This is a genomic window from Paraburkholderia guartelaensis (assembly GCF_004353905.1).
In the GTDB taxonomy this organism is placed as follows: Bacteria; Pseudomonadota; Gammaproteobacteria; order Burkholderiales; family Burkholderiaceae; genus Paraburkholderia; species Paraburkholderia guartelaensis.
The window spans coordinates 1-14,870 of sequence record NZ_SMOD01000082.1 but is presented as its reverse complement, the minus strand read 5'-3'; the positions used below and the strand labels follow the sequence as shown (position 1 = coordinate 14,870).

Below are 14,870 nucleotides of genomic sequence, written 5' to 3'. Positions count from 1 at the left end.
GTCTACCGGTGGCTCGCTCGACACCGGGCCGGCCGCACCGAACACGTCGGCCGCGCGCTCCTGCAACTGCCGCTTCCATTCCGTGATCTGGTTCGGATGCACATCGAACTGCTGCGCCAGTTCGGCGAGCGTGCGCTCGCCCTTGACTGCCGCCAGGGCCACTTTCGCTTTGAACGCCGCTGAGTGCGTGCGTCGGGTTCGTTTCGTCATTTTCTCGGTTCCTTTGCCTGCATTATCGCTGGCTCAGGCCCCGGTCGTTCCACTTATCCCGCTGTCCGATTTTGCGCGGCCACCTCTCCACCCTGTTCGGCGGCCTTGACACGCAAGCTATTGGCTACCCAGGCCCCGCAGTCATCGCGGCCTTCGGCCGCCGCGCGAGCGAACTCGCACCATATGGTCGGCGGCAAGGGCTGCGCCGGCGGTACACTTCTGTCGCGGAAGGCGGCGAGGCTTTGCCTCGCCGCAAATGGCGTGCCGTTGAAAGCGGAGTCTAGACGTTCGGTGCCGGCAGAACGCCAAGCAGTTTCTCGATGGCCATACCAATGGAGAGCAACGTCTTATCGCTTCCTACCGGACCGTCGAGAGCCAACCCGACTGGGAGGCCAGCGCCCGTGCGACCGGCGGGTACCGTAACGCCCGGGATACCGGTAATGCTGCCGGGGTCCGCATTTCTAATGAATGTGCCGAATTCGTTGACCTTAGGCCCGCCATTGACGCTGACCGTCGACGAACCGTTAGCCGGGTCGATGGGCACAGCGGGCAATGGCGTCATTGGAGCAAAAATGGCGTCGATTCGGTTCGAAGCGAAATATGCGTCGAACAAGGCACGCATTTGCGGGCGATGGACCTTCACGGCGTCGGGGTAAGCTGCCATCGATTCAGCAGAGCCAACATTTGCGAAGCCCGCCTTCACGTCGGGACTAGCAATCGCTTCAGCAATCTGAGTGAGCGTGATGTCGCTGCCACCGCTGGCGGCGAGGTAGCTCGGGATTTCAAGCGAGGCCTCGTGAAACACCACGGTGAACCCGACCTTTGCACCCAGGTCCCGGATGGTCGGCATGTCAACCGACACGAAGGTAACACCAGCTGCCTGGAGTCTTGTCCTCGCTGTGTTCATTACCTCCAGCACCTCGCTGTCAACCACATCCCAATACGTTGCGGGTATGCCGAATCGAAGGCCGCTCAGCGAGGTTGCGGTCGGCATTTCGGTACCGGTGATAACCGAGTCGAGAAGGGCTACGTCTTCAAGGGTGCGGCCCATCGGCCCGACGGTGTCGCGAGTATGGCTCAGGGGAATCACCCCTGTGCCGTCGTAGCGGCGCTCTAGTCCACCATTCCCCACGGAAGGGCGAAGACCGGCGATTCCATTGAGAGCGGCAGGAATGCGCACCGAACCGCCAGTATCTGTTCCCAAGCCTACAGGGGCCATTCTGGCGGCGATGGCGACGCCTGTCCCGCCCGATGAACCGCCGACCATGCGACTCGGGTCATATGGGTTACGCGCGAACCCGGCAAACGGGGAGAAGTTAGTCGTCGTGATGCCGAATGCAAGTTCATGCATGTTGGCCTTCCCGAGCACGATGGCCCCGGCAGCTAACAATCGCTGCAAAACGACTGCGTCATTGTTCGGCTGGAACTTCTGCAAGCGCGGCGTGCCGCCGGTCGTAGGTAGGTCCTTCGTGTTGATGTTGTCTTTGACAACGATAGGTAGCCCGGCAAGAGCCGGCAGCTTCTGCCCGGCAGCACGTGCGGCGTCGACCGCGCGAGCTGCTGCCACAGCGCCTTCATTGAGCGTTATAAACGCACGAAGGTTCGAAAGTGAATTCGCTCTCTCGAGGAGCGTACGCACATACGTTTCGGCGGAGAGTTTGCCGGTCGCTATTGCGGAGACAGCTTCGGTGGCGGTCAACGACAACTGCTGTGACTGGTTCATATCTGATGGGGAGGATAAGGGGCTATCCACGGCACAAGCCGATAAGCCAGCCCCGGTGGCAGGCGCAAATGCCAGTATGCCAAGACGGGTGACGAACTCCCGTCGGCTCATCATTGTGGGCTTAGTCATTGACCATCTCCAAAGTCGTGACAATCTCGATTACTTTTTTCACGCGCCCAGACTTCAAGGTCTGGGCCGGCTACAGCGCTCTGCCTCGGCACTAGAACGGGTATTGGATGGGCTTGTCGGTCAGGCTGACCCACTGTGTTTGGGTGAACTCGTGCACATTTGCGGGTCCCCCAAAGCGGCCACCGTTGCCTGACGCGCCCATGCCGCCAAACGGAACGTGGAATTCGTTGTTCACTGTCTGGTCGTTTACGTGCACCATACCGGCTCGAATCCGTGACGAGATTGCAAGACCACGCGACATTGACTTCGTATGAATGGCAGCAGCCAAACCATATTCGGATGAGTTGGCCAGCTCGATGGCTTCCTCATCGTTGTCAAAGACGGTAATAGGCGCGATGGGCCCGAAGATTTCCTGTTCGTAGGCAGGCATCCCGGGTTTAACGCCTGCGAGCACCGTCGGCTCGTAGAAGAGGCCGCTATAGCGTCCGCCTGAAAGTACGGTCGCGCCAGCGCTCACGCTCGCCTGCACGATGTTGTCTATACGGTCACGTTGCTTTTCGTTAATGAGCGGTCCCAAGTGCACCTGTTCCCTGGCGGGATTCCCGACCGCAAGGTTGCGCGCCCGCTCGGCGAGGCGCTGCGCGTACTTTTCAGCAATGGACCGGTGCACGAGGTGGCGACCGGTTTGCATACAGATTTGGCCTTGATGCAGGAATGAACCCCATGCCCCATTAGATGTGGCTGCCTCGATGTCTGCATCGTCCAGAACGACGATGGCATTGTTTCCACCCAGCTCAAGTGCAACCTTCTTCAGCATGCGACCACAGATTTCGCCGATGGAGCGGCCCACTGCGGTCGAACCCGTGAACGAAATCATGCCGACGTGGGGATGGCGGACCAAGGCGTCACCTGCGGCAGGGCCGCCGGGAATCACGTGCAGCACACCCGAGGGCAGACCTGCGTCTTCGAAGACCTTCGCCAGCAAAAGGCCGCCGGTAACACCACTTTGCGGGTCCGGCTTCAGGATTACCGCGTTGCCCAGCGCTAACGCAGGCGCGACCGACCGCATCCCCAGAAGAATCGGGAAGTTCCAAGGTGCAATCACACCAACGATGCCAACGGGAACGTGACGGCAAATGTTCATGCGCCCCGGCATTGCAGATGGGTACAGTGCCCCGTCTGGTTGCATAGGTAGTGCTGCTGCCATCTGCAGTTGCTCGTACGTCGCGTGTAGTTCCCATTCCGCCTTGGGGCGCGTAGAACCGCACTCACGGATGTTCCATTCGTTGATTTCCGGCGCGCGTTCTTTCAGCAGCCGCGCTGCCTCTCGCATGACGGCAGCCCTCTGGTCGAACGGCATGCCTACCCACACTTCTTGAGCCTTAGTCGCCGAGGCCACCGCATTGTCGACATCCTCGGGTGAGCCAACACCAATCACCCCGATACTTTCGCCGGTCGCCGGCTCAACGACTGCCTGCGTTCCGCCCATTGCGGCTTTCCATCCATCCGAGAAGATGCGTCCGTTCCAAACCTGCGGCTCACCAATATTGCTCATGCTTACCTCTCCGTCAGACAAATTATCGCTTTGCTCAATCGCTCACTCAGCGTGGGGAGCAAGCGCTCGTACTCGATTTTCGGCACCCACATGGCGGTTCGAAATCAGCAGCACTGCGATGGCAGCCACCAATCCCGGAACTGCGAAAACCAGGAAACTGATGTTTATGGAAAGCTTTTGGCTCAAGAGGTACCCGCCGAGTGCCGGACCCGCGACCGCGCCGAACCGGCCAGCCGCTGCCGCCCAACCCACACCCGTCGAACGAATGGCGGCTGGATAGAGCTGTGCCGCAAACGCGTGCACGATGCAGAGCGTGCCAATGGTGGTCGCACCGGCTGCCATCAGGAGAGTGTTCAAGACGATAGGCGACTGCCTGTAGCCCAGCAGTCCAATCGACACCGCTGCAATGGCAAAGAACAGAATCAGAGTCGGCTTGCCACCGTAACGGTCGGCCAGCCAGCCGCTTAACAGGCCGCCAACGACCGCACCGACGTTCAGGGTAATCAGGAAGGTCAGACTCGAGCCGAGCGAATAGCCATTGGCAGCCATCAGTTTCGGCAGCCAGGTGTTCAGCCCGTAGACCATGAGCATGCACATACCGAACGCAATCCAAAGCAGGACCGTATCGATAGCTCGCCCGTGGACGAACAACTCGACAGCGCGCATGCGAGGTTTGGTGATGCCCTCGCTTGTGGCCGCAAGGCTCCCGGCAGAGCCTTTAAAGTCTGGAGCGTACTTACGCAGAATGGGCTCAGCCTTCTGGAATCGCTTCTGGGAAATCAAGAAGCTAATGGATTCCGGCAGCCATTTGTAGAAAACAGGGAAAAACAAAAGCGGGATGCCAGCAATGAGGAAGTTCGTACGCCAACCGAATTCTGGTGTTATTGCTTTGCCGAGGAGCGCAGCGACAACGCCGCCCACCGAGAAGAAGCTCAACATGATAGTAACCATGATGTTTCGCTTGCTGCGCGGCGCCATTTCGGTCATGAGGGCAACGATATTGGGAACCATGCCGCCCAGACCGACGCCGGTGAGGAACCGGCATAGTGCAAATTCTGTTGTATTCGTGGCGTAGGCGTTTCCGAACGCTGCGATACCGAAGACGACGAGGCAAAGCAGGATGATGTGTCTGCGGCCGAAACGGTCGGATGAACAGCCGAGCGTCAAGGCACCCACCATCATTCCAAAGAGCGCACTGCTGCCGATGAAGCCGGCGGTGACGGGCGAAAGCTCCCAGTCATGCATCAGTTGCGGGAGGATTGACCCGTAAATTACCAGGTCATAGCCATCAAAAAGCATCAGCACGGAGCACCAGAACATCACCATAAGGTGGTGAGAATTGAGGCTCGTGCTGAAGAGCGCGTCACCAGCGGCAGCGTTCCGTTCCATTAACGTCTCCAATTGATATATAAATGGGCTCTTGACGGCCAATATTTAGTATAACTAATGTAATTCCAAACCTTACGGCAATGGAATTTTTGTCATTCCTTTTCAAGCCAGATATCGGCTCACTGCGTCTTCATTCCAACGGATGCCTGCGCCGGTCTCGTTACCAAAATGCGCTTGACCGTCTTTATACTCAATGACCGGCTCAAGGATTGGTGCCGCGATGCCCATTTTTTCGAGAAAATGAGCAGTCGGACTTACTGCCAGCAGGTGCGCGCTGAACTCCTCAAAGATATGGCTGGACATCGGCAAGCCGTGTTGCTCAGCAAGGGCGCTTGCCTTCAACCAGCTCGTAACGCCCCCTATCTTCATGAGGTCTGGCATGCAGAAGTCACACGCACGGGCATCAATGGCCTTTTGCATTTCGTCTGGACCAAACCAGTTCTCCCCCATTTGAACTGGAATTTTCAGCGCTTCCCGGATTGACGCATGGCCAGCATAGTCATGCTGCAAAGTCGGCTCTTCAATCCACGAAATCCCTTCTGCTTCCAATGCCCTGCCGCGTCGCTTCGCTTCCGGCACCGACAGACCCTGGTTGTAGTCAACCAGCAACTGCGCCGTTTCGCCTGTCACCTGTTTCAGCGCCCGTACGACCTTCAAGTCGTATTCGAGGGTCGCATAGCCGACTTTCGTCTTGACTGCCTTGAAGCCGGCTTCGACTGAGTCACGGGCGCGTTTCATGCCAAGCTCCACGTCGTCCATGCTGTGGCTGTCATACACATTCAGCGGCCGGGCTTTTCCACCCAGCAACTCAACGAGCGGCAGACGATGTGCTTTCGCCTTCGCGTCCCACGCGGCCATGTCGATACCAGCGGTGGCAATGCGAACGATGCCCGTGTTCCCGATAAGGCGGAAACGTGAGGTCAGGGCCCGGTCGATGTCCTGCGGCGACAAAGGCAAGCCTTTGACCAGCGCCTCAAGCTCTTCGACCATCCGCAGAGTCGGCTTCAGGGCCAAAGGCGTGTAGGTGAATACATACGCATGCCCGGTGACGTTTGCGTTCGTCAGCAGGTCAATCAGGACCAGCGGAGACGTAGCAACAGTGCCCACTGCCGTCTTGATGGGATATTGGAGGGGCACATTGACCGCACGTGCACGCAAGCCAGTAATTTGAATGTCTTCCATGACGACAACCTCTTACACGGATACAGGGTTAGTGGCGCACGCATCGGTGTGACTGCGATTACCGTTATTCCACAAATAATCAGAGTTGAGCTGGCTTGCCGAAGGGCAACCAATTTGTGCGAGCGTCGTGTCAATTTCGCCCTTAAGCAACGAAAGGACTGCTTCGACACCAGCTTCACCAGCAGACGCGAGACCGTAGAGCGTTGCTCTTCCGAGTAGAACCGCACTTGCTCCCAATGCCACTGCCTTGACGACATCGGAGCCACGACGGATACCGCTGTCGATGAAAACCGGCGCAGCGACATTTTTCGCGGTTTCCTCCAGCACTTCGACCGGCGCAATCGCGCTATCGAGTTGGCGGCCACCGTGATTGGAAAGAATCACTCCATCTGCGCCAAGCTCGATACAGCGTCGCGCGTCGTCAGCTCGGCTAATACCCTTAATGAGCAACTTGTGTGGCCACAGGTCGCGAAGCCACTTCAGGTCATTCCATGCAAAACTCGCGTCCATCTGCCGGCTCATCAGCGCAGCCTGCAATTCCGTGTCCTGTACATCCTTGCTGGCGAAGTTCGCCAGTTGTGGCATGCCATGTGTGACGAGGTCCAAGGACCAACGCGGGTGCAGTACACCATCGAGAATGGTCTTCAGCGAGTAGCTCATCGGCATTCCGAAGCCGTTTCTCAGGTCACGTTCGCGTTTGCCGTTCACACCGACGTCAGTGGTCAGGATTAACGTCGTGTAGCCCGCGTTCAGCGCGCGCTTGACCAGCAACTCCGCGAGCTTCCGGTGAACGACGTACAACTGAAACCAGATTTCACCAGTCGCCGCTTTCGCAACGTCTTCAATGGAAGAAGTTGATGCGGTGGACAGCGCAAACGGAATCCCAAACTTTCCAGCGGCCCGAACCAGGGCAAGGTCGCCCTGAGGCCAAAGAATCCCGTTCAAACCGGTTGGGGCGATGATGAGCGGAGCGCTCGCAGCCCTACCGAGGATATTGACCTGCGTGGCCCGTGAACTCACGTCAACAAGACGGCGCGGTTGAAACTTTATTTTCTTGAAGGCATCCTGGTTGTGGCGAAGACCAATCTCGTCTTCGGCGCCGCCTTCGAGATAGTCGAACACCATCTTGGGCAGCCGAGCCTTGGCGCTAGCACGATAGTCCGCAACATTGACTAGTTTTTTCATGGCACCCTACCTCTGCACCTTAAGCTCGTGTTTCAACTTCGATGAGCACCGGCTTGTTCCCGGCAAGTGCCTGCCTTAACGCAGAAGTAAGCGACTCAGCCGAATCCGCATGCAACGCCTCGACGCCATAGCCGCGCGCGAGCGAACAAAAGTCGAGCCCAGGAACATCTAGTCCCGGCACGTTCTCGGCTTGCAGAACACCGGCGAACCAGCGCAGCGCACCATACGTGCCGTTTTTCATGATGATGAAGATGGCCGGAATGTTGTACTGAGCGGCTGTCCAAAGCGCCTGAATTCCGTAGTTCGCAGAACCGTCGCCAATCACGCCGATAACTCGACGCTCGGGCTTGGCCAACTGGATGCCGACTGCCGCTGGCAGGGCAAAGCCAAGACCGCCGGCCGCAGCGAAATAATAGCTGCCCTGTTCAGTCATTCGTAGACGCTGCCAAAGTAAGTTGGTAGTCGACGTCGACTCATTCACGTAGATGGCGTCACGTGGCGCCACATCATCAAGGATGTCGAAAACCCGTTCGGGCGCCAGGCGCCCTCCTTCAGCTGGCGCCGGTTCCGGCCGGCGCACGGCGGTGGGCATAGGGCGAAACGTTTTCGAGACCGCGTTGTTCAGTGCCTCAAGAGTCGGCGCGATTTCCGCAATGATTGCATCACCCATCGGAGCACGCGTTGCCTCGTTGATGTCACACGTAATTGCGATGAGATGCGTGCCTTGGGGCAGAAATTCGCCCGGTTCGTACTGGTGGTAGCGGAACACGGGTGCGCCCACCACGAGCACCAGGTCATGACCTTCGAGGAGTCGGCTGATACTCGCAATGCCTGCGGGCAGGAGGCCACGAAACGACGGATGGGTCGTCGGGAACGAGCAGCGCGGAGCGGAGGGTGCCATCCAGACCGGCATCGCAAGCTTCTCTGCCAGCGCCACTGCCAAGCTATTCGCTTCGCCGGCATCGACATCCGGACCGACAATCATTGCCGGGTTTTTCGCCTGCTGCAGCTGATGAGCGAGATTCTGGAGCATCGCCTGCGTAGGGACGCCCGCCATTTCAACCCGTCGCGTCGCGAGGTAGTCGACGCCGGTAGCCGCCTCTTGTTTCCAGTCGTCATACGGGACCGACAGGTAGACGGGGCCTTTTGCGCCGGTGCCAGCGGTGTGAATCGCGCGGCTCAGCGCCAACGGCACCTCTTGCGCGCAGGAGGGCTCCGAACTCCATTTGACAAGCGGCTTCGGCAGCGAGGCAGCGTCGACGTTGGCCAGCAGAGCTTCGACGCCGACCATCGCGCGAACTTGCTGGCCGGCCGTCACAACGAGCGGGGTGTGGGAGTTCCAGGCATTGGCCAAGGCCCCCATGGCGTTCCCAGTGCCAGCGGCCGAATGCAGGTTCACGAGAGTCGGACGCCCCGTCGCTTGCGCGTAACCGTCCGCCATCCCGACAACTGCGCCCTCGTGCAAACCGAGGATGTACTTGAAGTCGCTCGGGAAATCCTTCAGGAACGGAAGCTCATTGGAGCCCGGATTCCCGAAGAACGTTGTCAGGCCTTGGTTGCGGAGGATTTCGTAGCAAGCTTGGTGAATAGTCTTCATAGCATCAATTCCTTTCGATACTGCGATGCTATGACTGCGGGTCGAATAAGACCAATCATCATTTTTTTGCTCTTATAATAGATAGCATCTATATAGGTGGTAACCATGAGCACGGACCTGAACCTGATTCGAACGTTCGTGGCTATCTACGAGAGCAGAAGTGTCAGTGGCGCGGCCAAACGCCTTAATATCACGCAGCCGTCCGTCAGCTACTCCTTGACACGGCTCCGCGACCTCCTCCACGACCCCTTGTTCACCCGTACACGCGACGGGATGGTTCCCACGTTCAACGCGACGCAACTGTTCAACTCATTTAAAGAGGCGCTAAACAGCATCGAGTCAGCGATTTCGGCGACCCGCCAGTTCGACCCGACACTTTCGGAGCGGTCGTTCCGACTTGCACTGTCTGATTTGGGCGAGTTGTACTTCCTGCCCTTCCTCATTCGTGAGTTTCAAGCCGTTGCGCCGTCCGTGGGGCTCGAAATCGTTCAGATCGACAGCAACCTCATCGCCGAGTGGCTGCAAACCGGGTACGTCGATGCTGCGGTGGGGAACATGCAGTTCGTCGGCGGCCAGGCGCGAAAGACGACTCTCTTTAGCGAGAGCTACTCTTGCCTCTTGAGCGCCTCTCACCCGACCATCAAGGACAGCCTCACGTTGGACGAGTACGTCACGGCTAGTCACGTGGTGGTAGCACCATTTACGGGTCACCATCTCGTTGAAGACGCGATGAGCGAGATGGGGCTCAGCCGCAAGATTGTTCTCAGGGTCCCGCACTTCACCAGCCTCTTTTCGTCCATTGCCACCACTGACCTCGTCTTGACGTTACCGACGCGTATCGCTAAGTCGTTCGCCAGTGAAGGACGGATGCAGGTTCTGCCCTTACCCTTTCAAATTCCGCCCTTCGAGGTCAACATGTACTGGTACCCCCACGCAGAGGACTTAGCTGCCCAGCAGTGGTTCTGCGACACGATTAAACGGACGCTGAGCCATGTTTAGCGAGACCGCGCCAAAGCGGGGGCTGAAGCCTGGTTTCAGCGAACATGGTCGATGGGGAGTTTAAAGTGGGTCAATGGACTCCGACCCTGCCGATCCGTCTTCTGTTCTCCAGCTGCGAATCAGCCTGCGCGGCGTCAGCCCGCCGGTCTGGCGGCGAGTGTTGATTCCCGAGCAGATCACGATTGCGCAACTGCATCTGGTGATGCAGCTCGCCATGGGCTGGAGCGACGAACACCTGCACCGGTTCATCATCCGCGGATGGCGTTACGGTGGACATCGCGACGGTGCGTTCCAATTCTTCGACGGCCCAGACACCCTGTCGCTGGTGGCGTTTGGCCTGCACGAGCATGAGCGCTTTGGCCACCTGTACGACTTCACCTCGTGGTGGTTACATGACGTGCGCGTCGAGCGGCGCACGTACAACCAGCGGTTAAGGCCGCTACCATGCTGCGTCGCGGGCTCCGGGCGTTGTCCGCCAGAAGGCAGTGGAGGCTCCGAGAGATACATGAACGCTCTGGAAGTTCATGGCGAGCACGAATTTCTCGAGTGGATCGAGACTTTGCGCGAAGGCAAGATTGACGTGAACGATCTGCGCGTAGAGGTCGACGAATGGTTGGTCTGGCTGGATCGGGGTTTCGACCGGCGTGCAGCGAATGAGCGGCTGCAGATCCTTGCGCGGTAAGCTCATCGTCCGAGCTACGCCGCCGCGGGAGACTGCGATGCAAATCAGCGTGCTGATTGTGGTTCATGTCGAAGTCGACGAATAGGCGAACACTACGGAGATAGCCCGATTCGAACGGGACGGATTCGATGCTGGTTCTCTCGGCTTGCATCTTGAGGAGGCAAAGGCGCTGCTGGGCCGGCTGCAGCGTTCGATGATCGACGCCCAAGCCGCCGAAGCGATCGCCCGAGTGAGCGTGTGTCCGGAGTGCCGCGGGCGCCAGGCGTGTTCGGGTCCGCGCCTGGCGCCCGCGGCACGCTCACCGGGGGGCTGCGCGAGGGCGGCGTACGCCGCCGGCAGGCACCACGACCAAGGGAAGGCACCTGCACCGGATGCGGCGCAAACCAGGGGCCAGCTGCATTCCCGCCGCGGCGGCGCGTTTTCCGGCGGCTGGGTTTGGGCAATGCATCCCGGTGGTCAGATAAGGATAGTTATCTGATCACCAGTGTGGGATTTCACATTGGGCCGGGTAGGACCGGCCCCGGAAATCGCGCGGCGACGGGATTTTCGATCTTCCGGTCGCGTTAAAAAATTGCAAAAAATGAAGACTAGGAGGCATATACTGCAACCAGATAACGCAACCTCGGGTATCCGATGAGCAACAGGACAGTCCAGCGGTTGATGCAGGAAAGCCGGCGCGGTCATCCTGTGGATTCCGGCCAGCTCCGGCAGATGGGGATCAGCGTTGCGCTCGCGGCGCACATGGTCAGATCCGGGTGGCTGCAGCGGCTCTCGCAGGGCGTCTACCTTCTGACCGGGGACACGCCGACACGGGACGGTTCGATCGCCTACCTGACTCGCCGCATTGCAGGCCTTCACGTTGGAGGAAAAACCGCCCTTGCCTGGCAGGGCGTCCGTCACAACATCGCATTTCGCGAAAAGGTTGTACTATGGGGCCAGAAGCCCTATCGCATCCCGTCCTGGGTGGGCCAGCACCTGGCCTACTCGTTCCAGACCACCTCTCTGTTCGACAACGACCTGCCCTACGACAGGGGCCTGAAGCCGCTTCCCGCCGGCGACCCGGAGGTCAAGGTGTCGGTGCCCGAGCGCGCAATCCTGGAACTCGCCAGTGACATCGGCAAAGGTCAGTCGCTTGAGGAGGCGAGCCATCTGTCGGCAGGCCTGCGTAACTTGCGCGCCGACGTGCTTGACGAGTTTCTGGGCCACTGCCATCGGGTGAAGGTTATCAGGCTCGTGCGTGACCTCGGACGTGAGGCCGACTTTGCGTGGGCGCGGGGACTTCAGAAACATGTAGAGCGTCTTGGTGCCGGGACAAGATGGTCGAATCAGACAAAAAACGGCCGGATAACGCTCAAACCGGAATGAGTGTGGAAGCAATCTGGTTGTCGCGTGCCTGAACCGGGCCTCCGCATCGGCAAACCCCGACTTCCCGTGTGGCGAGGTTGGCGTGCACATTTGCGCACCAGGCATCGCCGCCGACGCGCCGACCAGTCATGAGACATGTTTTCCCGATCTCACGCAGCAGATCATGCCTGTTCCCGATCACTGATCAGTACGGCATGCGAAACACGGCGATCTGTCTATCACGGACCGATTCGTTTCCCGACTCCGTGTTTGCTATTGTCCCTTTCGGCAACAAGTATTTCCAGGCTGAGTAAAGAGCCAAAAGATGATTACCGATTGCACATCGGCGCCTGTTGTTGGCGGTGTAAAAGCGCGTCTAGTTGGCGAAGCAAGGTTGAGCGATTCGCTCAACAATAAAGGGGCCGCGAGGGCCCCTTCATGTTGATGCGGTAGCACGTAGCCGGTCAGAGTCAGAACGACGGCGGGCCAACGAGGGGCCGCTCGGGCTGCTGGCGCTCATCGCGCATTACCCGCTGGATGTCCGCCAGATAGCGCGAGCAGATCACCTCACGCAGGTCTTCGAGTAGCTCGAACACGGCCAGCGCCTGCTCTGGCGTCCAGTCCTCCGGGACGGTGAACGCGATGCCGTGACGGCGGCCGGAGGGCAACACGGGCGCGCTCATGTCTCGTCCTCCTTTCGCGTGAACGACTTCTTCACGCCGCGCTGCCGGGCCCGGGCCTCGGTGCGCTCACGTGCCTCCTTGAGCCGGTACGATTCGCCGTCGATCGAGATCACCTCGGCGCGATGCACGAGACGGTCGACCAGTGACACGACGCATGCCGCGTTCGGGAACACTTCTGACCAGTCAGCAAATGCTTTGTTGGTTGTCACGATTGTCGATCTGGCCTCATATCTGCGGCTGATGAGTTCGAACAGCAGGTCTGCATGCCGGTTCGTATAGGACAGGTAGCCGACCTCGTCGATCAGGAGTACGTCCGGCGCCGCGTAATGATGCAAACGCCGCCGCAGTGCCGAATCGCTGTCGAGCGAAGCGAGCTCGCCGAGCATCTCGCTTGCAGAGCGGAACAGTACCGAGCGCCCCGCAACGAGCGCCTGACTGGCCACGTTCTTGGCCAGTGTCGATTTGCCCACGCCGTTCGGGCCGATGAACACGACATTGGCTGCGTCGGCGAGGAACGTGAGCGACATGAGATCCTCGACCGCGGCGCGGTCAATGCGTTTGGGCCACGCCCATTCGAAGTCTGCAAGCCCCTTGAAGTGGCCGAGGCGCGCGTCACGAATGCGACGCTGCAACGAGCGATGCGCGCGTTCTTCTTCCTCCCATTGCAGCAGTGGTGCGATCCAGTCAGCGCCTTCGACCTCAGGCCAGTGCTCGAGCAGGCCGTTCATGCGCAGCGCCCTGGCGCGTGCGCGCAGCGCTTCAGTGTTCTGAGGATTCGGTACTGTCATCTTCGTCAGCTCCCAGTTGATCGTAGGTATCGAGGCGATGGGGTTGCACGGGCCTGTCCTTGCTGCGAACATGCTCGGGCAGGTTGATGGCGACGGGCGGCGGCGCGCCGCGTTCGACGCGACGGCGCTCCAGGGCGGCCCGCACGGTGTTCGTATGGGCTGAGCCCGTGCGCAGCGCATCTTCGACTGCGACCTGCAGCTCGGCCGCGCCGTAACGGTCGAGCAGGCGCAGCAGCGCGGTGGTCTGCGCGCCGATGTTTGCGCCGCGTTCAGCCGCTCGCACCAGCAACCGCTGGCAGGCCGGTACGGCCTTCGTCAGGCCGTTGACGCCGCGATGCTGACGCGCCTGATGCTTGATCTCCTCAAGCGTCTTCAGGTGCAGCGGATTCTCGATCTGCTCGGCGCGGTCATAGCAGCGCCGGTGGCTGGCGATCATGTCAGCGCCGTCGAACACCCTGACCTGCGCGGTATCGGCGCGTATCGTCAACGTGCGGCGTACGCGTGTATGCGGGATCGAGTAGTCGTTGAGATCGAATCTGACGTATGGTGTCTTGCCGACTTTCACGGCGAGCTGTTCTTCTACGGGATAGGGGTTATCGGGAAGGGGCAGCAGCAGGGGTTGTTCTTGCGCGAACGCCTCGCGTACACTCATGTCACGGTCTTCAGGGCATGGCCGGTCAGCCGCCTGGGTGCGGCACCAGTGCGCGGCCTGCGCATTCAGATCGTCCAGATCCTTGTACGTGCGTGCAGCGAGGAACGCCTCCCGTATGTAGCGTATGGCCCGCTCTACTCTCCCTTTTTCGTTCCCCCTGTAAGGGGCCATAGGCCGTGGTTCGAAACGGTAGTGGGCTGCGAAGGCGAGCAGTGTCGGATTGAAACGGATGGCATCACCCTGGCGTTCAAGTACGGCACTCTTGAGATTGTCGTACCAAAGAATCCTTGGCAGTCCACACCATGCATTGAAGGCCCCGACATGGCCGCGCAGGAAGTTCTCCATGCGTGCGTCGAGGAAGAAGCGCAAGTAAATTTCCCGCGAGTACGCCAGCACCATCACGAACGCCATCAGGGGTCGACGGGCACGGCCGATTTCGATGTGTCCGCAATGGGCCCCGATGGGCAGTTCAAACTCCTCCACTTGTGGGCGGCTAAATTCCCCCAGGCAGGACGAGCGGATTATGCGTCGGATTCCTCAGTGACGGCAAGCCTGGCAGCGGCTTCACGGAGACGATAGCTCTTGCCTTCAAACTCGAGGAGTTTGGAGCGATGCAGCAGACGGTCAAGGATCGTCGAAGCCATGGTGCTGTCGCGAAGGTAGCGCCCCCAGTCCTGGACGACGCGGTTGGACGTGACGAGGATGCTGCGGCGTTGCTTGTAGCGTTGATGGACGAGGGTCTGCAGCAGTTC

General features: G+C 59.5%; 14 protein-coding genes and 1 pseudogene. 4 read left to right on the top strand and 11 right to left on the bottom strand.

Annotated features, from left to right (window positions below):
• The 7 genes from E1N52_RS41895 to mdlC all read right to left on the bottom strand — a co-directional run.
• Nucleotides 1-210: transposase (locus tag E1N52_RS41895; protein WP_133185892.1), on the bottom strand; the 210-nt coding region annotated here is incomplete at its 3' end.
• 280 nt (nt 211-490) lie between these two features.
• On the bottom strand, nt 491-1,933 hold the full coding sequence (iaaH, locus tag E1N52_RS41890) for an indoleacetamide hydrolase (protein WP_246089457.1): 1,443 nt from the start codon (nt 1,931-1,933) through the stop codon (nt 491-493).
• A gap of 220 nt (nt 1,934-2,153) precedes the next feature.
• Nucleotides 2,154-3,617 carry a benzaldehyde dehydrogenase gene (locus E1N52_RS41885; RefSeq protein ID WP_133190850.1) on the bottom strand — a complete coding sequence of 488 codons (1,464 nt, stop codon included), beginning with the start codon at nt 3,615-3,617 and terminating at the stop codon, nt 2,154-2,156.
• Between the two features lie 42 nt (nt 3,618-3,659).
• Nucleotides 3,660-5,006 (bottom strand): MFS transporter, encoded by a 1,347-nt coding sequence (locus E1N52_RS41880; RefSeq protein ID WP_133190848.1) that lies wholly within the window; start codon nt 5,004-5,006, stop codon nt 3,660-3,662.
• 102 nt (nt 5,007-5,108) lie between these two features.
• The gene (locus E1N52_RS41875) at nt 5,109-6,188 is read right to left on the bottom strand and encodes an enolase C-terminal domain-like protein (RefSeq protein ID WP_133190846.1); all 1,080 of its coding nucleotides are present in this window, start codon (nt 6,186-6,188) and stop codon (nt 5,109-5,111) included.
• A 12-nt stretch (nt 6,189-6,200) separates the two neighbouring features.
• On the bottom strand, nt 6,201-7,373 hold the full coding sequence (locus tag E1N52_RS41870; protein WP_133190844.1) for an alpha-hydroxy-acid oxidizing protein: 1,173 nt from the start codon (nt 7,371-7,373) through the stop codon (nt 6,201-6,203).
• Between the two features lie 19 nt (nt 7,374-7,392).
• Nucleotides 7,393-8,970: a benzoylformate decarboxylase gene (gene mdlC / locus E1N52_RS41865; RefSeq protein WP_133190842.1), complete on the bottom strand. Its 1,578-nt coding sequence runs from the start codon at nt 8,968-8,970 to the stop codon at nt 7,393-7,395.
• Nucleotides 8,971-9,075: 105 nt separating this feature from the next.
• Here mdlC and E1N52_RS41860 point away from each other — a divergent pair, with 105 nt between their 5' ends.
• From E1N52_RS41860 to E1N52_RS41845, 4 genes and pseudogenes are all read left to right on the top strand, one after another.
• Nucleotides 9,076-9,969, top strand: coding sequence for a LysR family transcriptional regulator (locus E1N52_RS41860; RefSeq protein ID WP_133190840.1), 894 nt, complete (start codon nt 9,076-9,078; stop codon nt 9,967-9,969).
• Nucleotides 9,970-10,042: 73 nt separating this feature from the next.
• Nucleotides 10,043-10,651 (top strand): plasmid pRiA4b ORF-3 family protein, encoded by a 609-nt coding sequence (locus tag E1N52_RS41855; protein ID WP_133190838.1) that lies wholly within the window; start codon nt 10,043-10,045, stop codon nt 10,649-10,651.
• Between the two features lie 37 nt (nt 10,652-10,688).
• Nucleotides 10,689-10,931, top strand: a pseudogene (locus E1N52_RS41850) (ISKra4-like element ISBte1 family transposase); the annotation flags it as partial.
• A gap of 353 nt (nt 10,932-11,284) precedes the next feature.
• Complete coding sequence (locus tag E1N52_RS41845; RefSeq protein WP_133190836.1) at nt 11,285-12,016, top strand: type IV toxin-antitoxin system AbiEi family antitoxin domain-containing protein; 732 nt, start codon at nt 11,285-11,287, stop codon at nt 12,014-12,016.
• 449 nt (nt 12,017-12,465) lie between these two features.
• Here E1N52_RS41845 and E1N52_RS41840 read toward each other — a convergent pair whose 3' ends face one another.
• The 4 genes from E1N52_RS41840 to E1N52_RS41825 all read right to left on the bottom strand — a co-directional run.
• A complete protein-coding gene (locus tag E1N52_RS41840) occupies nt 12,466-12,678 on the bottom strand; it encodes a hypothetical protein (protein ID WP_133190834.1) in 213 nt (70 codons plus the stop codon).
• Complete coding sequence (gene istB, locus E1N52_RS41835; protein ID WP_133190832.1) at nt 12,675-13,466, bottom strand: IS21-like element helper ATPase IstB; 792 nt, start codon at nt 13,464-13,466, stop codon at nt 12,675-12,677. The genes E1N52_RS41840 and istB overlap by 4 nt, the downstream gene beginning before the upstream one ends.
• Nucleotides 13,438-14,601: an IS21 family transposase gene (istA, locus tag E1N52_RS41830; protein WP_133190830.1), complete on the bottom strand. Its 1,164-nt coding sequence runs from the start codon at nt 14,599-14,601 to the stop codon at nt 13,438-13,440. Before istA ends, istB begins: the two co-directional genes overlap by 29 nt.
• Nucleotides 14,602-14,639: 38 nt before the next feature.
• The coding region (locus E1N52_RS41825; RefSeq protein WP_165979344.1) for an ATP-binding protein at nt 14,640-14,870 on the bottom strand (231 nt) is incomplete at its 5' end.

Coding starts and splice junctions, on each gene's coding strand:
- E1N52_RS41880 (WP_133190848.1), bottom strand. CDS start 5,006: ATGGAACGGAACGCTGCCGCTGGTGACGCGCTCTTCAGCACGAGCCTC.
- E1N52_RS41870 (WP_133190844.1), bottom strand. CDS start 7,373: ATGAAAAAACTAGTCAATGTTGCGGACTATCGTGCTAGCGCCAAGGCT.
- E1N52_RS41885 (WP_133190850.1), bottom strand. CDS start 3,617: ATGAGCAATATTGGTGAGCCGCAGGTTTGGAACGGACGCATCTTCTCG.
- mdlC (WP_133190842.1), bottom strand. CDS start 8,970: ATGAAGACTATTCACCAAGCTTGCTACGAAATCCTCCGCAACCAAGGC.
- E1N52_RS41845 (WP_133190836.1), top strand. CDS start 11,285: ATGAGCAACAGGACAGTCCAGCGGTTGATGCAGGAAAGCCGGCGCGGT.
- E1N52_RS41875 (WP_133190846.1), bottom strand. CDS start 6,188: ATGGAAGACATTCAAATTACTGGCTTGCGTGCACGTGCGGTCAATGTG.
- E1N52_RS41855 (WP_133190838.1), top strand. CDS start 10,043: ATGGACTCCGACCCTGCCGATCCGTCTTCTGTTCTCCAGCTGCGAATC.
- istB (WP_133190832.1), bottom strand. CDS start 13,466: ATGACAGTACCGAATCCTCAGAACACTGAAGCGCTGCGCGCACGCGCC.
- iaaH (WP_246089457.1), bottom strand. CDS start 1,933: ATGAACCAGTCACAGCAGTTGTCGTTGACCGCCACCGAAGCTGTCTCC.
- E1N52_RS41860 (WP_133190840.1), top strand. CDS start 9,076: ATGAGCACGGACCTGAACCTGATTCGAACGTTCGTGGCTATCTACGAG.
- E1N52_RS41840 (WP_133190834.1), bottom strand. CDS start 12,678: ATGAGCGCGCCCGTGTTGCCCTCCGGCCGCCGTCACGGCATCGCGTTC.